The organism is Methanobrevibacter sp. (genome assembly GCF_017940815.1).
Classification (GTDB): Archaea; Methanobacteriota; Methanobacteria; order Methanobacteriales; family Methanobacteriaceae; genus Methanocatella.
In genome coordinates this window covers 1-4,787 of sequence record NZ_JAGAXX010000056.1, presented here as the reverse complement: position 1 = coordinate 4,787, position 4,787 = coordinate 1, and the positions used below count along the sequence as shown (strand labels likewise).

Sequence of the window (4,787 nt, the reverse complement as noted above, 5' to 3'; positions counted from 1 at the left end):
GGTGAATAGGACGACCACCTATTTTTCTAACAATTTCTAAACCGTTTCTTCTGATGTTAATAGCTTGAAGTGCTACTTCAGGCATGTCTTTAATTACTTGGAAAACATTTCTTGTTTTTCTAGTTCCGTTTGGAATGATTAAGTCTGGTGCTGCTAAGAAGTAGAAATGGAGAGCGTGGGAGTGCATGTATGAACCCCAGTTCATGATTTCTCTCATTCTGTAAGCTGCAGGTAAGATGTCGTAATCATCGTATCCGAAAATTTGGTCAACTGCTTTAGCAGCTGCTAAGTGGTGTTGTACATCACAAATACCACAGATCCTTGGTACGATTCTTGCTAATTCTTCAACAGGACGACCTTGTAAGAATTTTTCGAATCCTCTGAATTCCATAACGTGTAATCTTGTTTCTTCTACATTTCCTGCATCGTCGAGATGCACGGTAATTTTAGCGTGTCCTTCAATACGAGTGACAGGCTCCATAGTAAGTTTAACCATTTTATTCTCCTCCTTTCTGCATTTTCATTGGTACTAAAGCAGCAGGTAATGTGTAAGTATAGAAAGTACCTACAATATCATCTAATTGATCAGCAACTGTTTCAGGGTCTACAGTTTTATCTTCTTGTACACCATAGTCAGATGCAATCGCACTGATCATTTTTGCTCCTTGGTCTAATACTTTAGCAGTAGGACCGTAACATCCTCTACATTGGATACCAATGGAAGGACATTCTGCACCACATAAGGATACGGTAGCAGGACCCATACATACTAAACCTTGGGTAATTAAACATAAATCAGGTTCAGGTGCACCTAATTCGAATTGTCTTTTAATGAAGTCCATTGCTAAACCAGCAGGTGGTTTTTCTCTAGGACATACTTCACAGAGGTTAGTGGAAGGTAATTCGATTGTTTCGCCTCTTAATAATGTTAAAATAGCTTCAGCTACAACATCGGAACGAGGTGGGCAACCTGGAATCATTAAGTCAATATCCATACATTCACTTAAAGGTCTTACTCTGCTTTCGAGATGTGGTACATCTTCGTTAGGAATAATTCCTTCAGGGTTTACAGTAGATACAGAGTTAATGTAAGCTTCTTCTTCTAACTCTTCAACAGTCCATAAGTTTCCGAGACCTGGAATACCACCGTAGCAGGAACAGGTTCCGTAACAAATAACCATTTTAGCTTTTTCATTTAACATTTCAGCTAATTCTCTGTTTTCGTCGTTTCTGATTCCACCTTCTACGATAATAATATCTAACTCAGGTACTTCATCATATTTAGTATCCATAAGCACAGGGGAAAATTCGAAATCCGCAAATTCCATAACGTCAATTAAGGATTCGTGGAAATCCGCAATGGATAAGTGGCAACCGGAACATCCGCCTAACCACATGGTTCCTATTTTAACTTTATCTGCCATATTAAACTCCTCCAATTTATCTTTCAGCATCTAATTGTTGTTTTAATGGAGCTGGACCTAATTCTTTAATTCTGTTAACCATCATTTTAACAGCTGAAGAAAATTTTTCACCTTCGGATGCGGAAATCCAATCGTGGTGAACTCTTTCTTTTCCAATTCCCATATCTTCTACTAATCTGTAGATTAATCTCATTCTACGATCTAATTTGTAGTTACCAGCATCATAGTGGCAGTCACCCATGTGACATCCAGCTACAAATACCCCATCAGCACCTTCTTGGAATGCTTTTAAAACAAATTGTGGGTCAATTCTTCCAGAACACATTACACGAATAACTCTAATATTCGGTGGGTATTGCATACGTGCAGTACCAGCTGTGTCTGCTCCTCCATAGGAACACCAGTTGCAACAAAACATTACAATTTTTACATCATCAGCCATAGAGTTTCTCCTCCTCTATAAATATTTTTTTTCGATTTTGAAAAACTTATGTCTTTCAAAAACCCAATTTTAAACTTTTTTAAAAAATTTTAAAATCTTTTTTTAAGGAATACGAGTTTAGGCACTCCTTAAAATCACAATTTTATGTACATAATGAGCTAGCTCAGCATTACATTAAGTACTGAATAATATATTTAATTAATAATTAATATAAAGGTTACTTGGAAATTAAAGCCAAAAAGTTTATATACTATAAAACAAAATCTTGAAAAAACAGAAAAATAAGGAAAATTAAAAGAAAAAAAGAATAAATAGATGGAATTACATTCCATCAAGACTCATATCAATCATTCTTTGAGTTTGCTCAGCTAATTCATCAGGAAGTCCAGTGATATCCATGTTTAAAAATCCTCTTACGATCATGGATTCAGCGTCCTCTTCAGTTATTCCACGGGAGGTCAAGTAGTTAATTTCATCTTCGGAAATTTTACCGACAGCAGCCTCGTGAGACATTTCAAGATTTGCAGAGCTTGCTTCAAGTTCAGGAACAGCATAAATAAAACTGTCATCAGACAATACCAATCCATGACATTCCAAATGTCCTTTAACGGTTGGCACGGTACCTGCAAGGTGTCCTCTAGCGTAAATTTTGGACTCATCTTGGGCAACAGCTCTTGAAATGACTTCCCCTCTTGCACCTTCAGCATTCAATAACACTCTTGAACCAACATCAATGATTGAATCTTTCTTACCACCTTGGATACTTTGGAAGATTGCCCTGGAATCCTTACCGTTACAGTAAGCTGTAGGGAATGATTGGATAGTGCGTACAGGACTGGTCAATATATAATTGTTAATGAAAGTGGCGCTGTCCCCTACATTAACACCAGTTCTTGGACGAACTTCCACTTCTTCAGCCCAATTGTGAACCATAGTGAATGTAATTTTTGAACCCGGTTTCAAGTACATTTCAGATACTCCAACGTGCATTGCAGACTCAATGTCTGAACCAGTTGCACAACCAGTAATCAAGTGAAGCTCTGAGTTTTCCTCAGCAATGATGACGTTGTGTGCAGTTTGCATAATATCGGCATCACTGATGAACATACAAGCTTGTACAGGCATTACTTCCTTGGTTCCAGGCAAGGATCTTACAAAGTAACCGCTTTTAACGCCATCTTCTTTTTCTCTCAAAGCGGTTTTTGCAGTGTATTTGTCAGCGTCAGGTTTTACAACATTCCAAAGGTAATCCTCAACCCAACTGTATTTGTCCAATGCGACACCAATGTTCATGACTTCAATGGAATCGGACATTGAGTTGTTTGTGAAAATGTTACTTTGGTCAACCTGTAAAAATGAACCGGACCTGTTTTTCTCTTCAGTGTCTACACCAACTTTTAATAAATCCTGTTTAGTTGATTTGCTTAAGTCATCCAAATCATCAATCATGTCTAAAGCATTAACAGTTTCATCGGTGAAGTTTTCTATTGTAACATCTGCACCAATAGGTGCTTTTTTATCTTTTGCTCTTTCAGCATCCTCATAAACATTGCGCACACTCAACACATCCATTAAAACCATTTTTTCTAATATCTTCTAAAATTTCATTAGGGTTTCCAGAACAGGAAATAGCACCATCGATTAAAACATGAGCCTTATCTGCACTGACAAAGTTCAAAATATAACCTAAGTGAGTGATTAAAAGCCCACTTCTTTTTCTGTTTCCTTGTGGTTTATCTTTATCCAATAATGTTCCAATTTCAGAAGCTAGCAATTCAACATTTTCAATATCTACACCAGAATCTGGTTCATCGAACATGGTAAAATCTGGCATTTGAGCTAATAATTGTAAGATTTCAGAACGTTTTACTTCTCCACCAGAGAAACCTAAATTAACGTCACGGTCTAAAAATTCATCACTGAATTTAAGTTGTTGAGCCAATTCTTTCATTCTAGGGTTTAACTCTTCACTGACATCTTGATGAGATTCAATTTTAAGCAAATCCCTTACTGAAACTCCCCTAATTGCAGGAGGAGTTTGGAAACTAACACCTAAACCTAATTGAACTCTTTCAGCAGTTGTTAATCCAGTAATGTCTTGACCTTTAAATTTAATAGAACCTTCAACTACTTCGTATTGTGGAAATCCTAAAATAGTTAAGAATAAGGTACTTTTTCCAGCACCGTTAGGTCCTAAAAGAACATGAGTCTCCCCTTCATCAATGGAAAGATTAACACCTTTTAAAACTCTTTTTCCAGCCACATTAACGGCTAAATTTTCTATTTCAAGCAACACATAATCACCTTTTATGAATAAGAATATGAATTTATTATACTAATATAAATATAATTTTAAAAATATAAATAGTTATCACTATTATAAAAGAATTGCTGAAAAAATTAGAAAATAAAAAAAAATAGAATAACTGAAATTATTCAGTTACAATAATGAATTCGCCGACTTTTTCGACTTTAGCGAAAGGAACTAATAATAAGTCTCCATTCCTTTTAGCGCCTTTAACATGAATATTACGATCACTTTCTATCCTAATAGCGATATCAACGATTTTACCGGTTTTTTCATTGATGATCAATTCATCTAAAACACCTAATATACGTGCGTTGTTGGTAGCTACTTGATAGTTTTTAATTTCACTCCATAATTTTTCTTCCCTTTTAGGAATTTGTTGTTTATTTTCCATTAAATCACCTAATAAAAATAATGTTAGTTATATAATTATTAAACTTCATTATATTTAAATATAATATTGTGAATATAGTTGACTCTTTCAAAAACTTTGTTGATTTGAAATTTTTTGATGAAAATTAGTTGTGAATTTTTAATTTTATCTAAAAATAGTTAAATTTAATAAATAGGTGGAGTAAAAGTTTTTATTATGCCTAATCAAAAAACAAATACT

6 protein-coding genes are annotated in these 4,787 nt (G+C 35.0%); all 6 read right to left on the bottom strand.

Going from position 1 to position 4,787, the window contains the following annotated elements; genetic code table 11:
* The coding region (locus ILA26_RS07405; RefSeq protein ID WP_292895894.1) for a nickel-dependent hydrogenase large subunit at nucleotides 1–496 on the bottom strand (496 nt) is incomplete at its 3' end.
* 1 nt (nucleotide 497) lies between these two features.
* Nucleotides 498–1,424 carry a F420-nonreducing hydrogenase gene (locus ILA26_RS07400; protein ID WP_292895892.1) on the bottom strand — a complete coding sequence of 309 codons (927 nt, stop codon included), beginning with the start codon at nucleotides 1,422–1,424 and terminating at the stop codon, nucleotides 498–500.
* A gap of 16 nt (nucleotides 1,425–1,440) precedes the next feature.
* Entirely contained in the window at nucleotides 1,441–1,866 is a 426-nt protein-coding gene (locus tag ILA26_RS07395; protein ID WP_292895890.1) for a hydrogenase iron-sulfur subunit, read from the bottom strand.
* A gap of 321 nt (nucleotides 1,867–2,187) precedes the next feature.
* The gene (locus ILA26_RS07390) at nucleotides 2,188–3,438 is read right to left on the bottom strand and encodes a SufD family Fe-S cluster assembly protein (RefSeq protein WP_292895888.1); all 1,251 of its coding nucleotides are present in this window, start codon (nucleotides 3,436–3,438) and stop codon (nucleotides 2,188–2,190) included.
* Nucleotides 3,407–4,162 (bottom strand): ABC transporter ATP-binding protein, encoded by a 756-nt coding sequence (locus tag ILA26_RS07385; protein ID WP_292895886.1) that lies wholly within the window; start codon nucleotides 4,160–4,162, stop codon nucleotides 3,407–3,409. Before ILA26_RS07385 ends, ILA26_RS07390 begins: the two co-directional genes overlap by 32 nt.
* 136 nt (nucleotides 4,163–4,298) lie before the next feature.
* The gene (locus ILA26_RS07380) at nucleotides 4,299–4,568 is read right to left on the bottom strand and encodes a PRC-barrel domain-containing protein (RefSeq protein WP_292895884.1); all 270 of its coding nucleotides are present in this window, start codon (nucleotides 4,566–4,568) and stop codon (nucleotides 4,299–4,301) included.
* Nucleotides 4,569–4,787 lie beyond the last annotated feature (219 nt).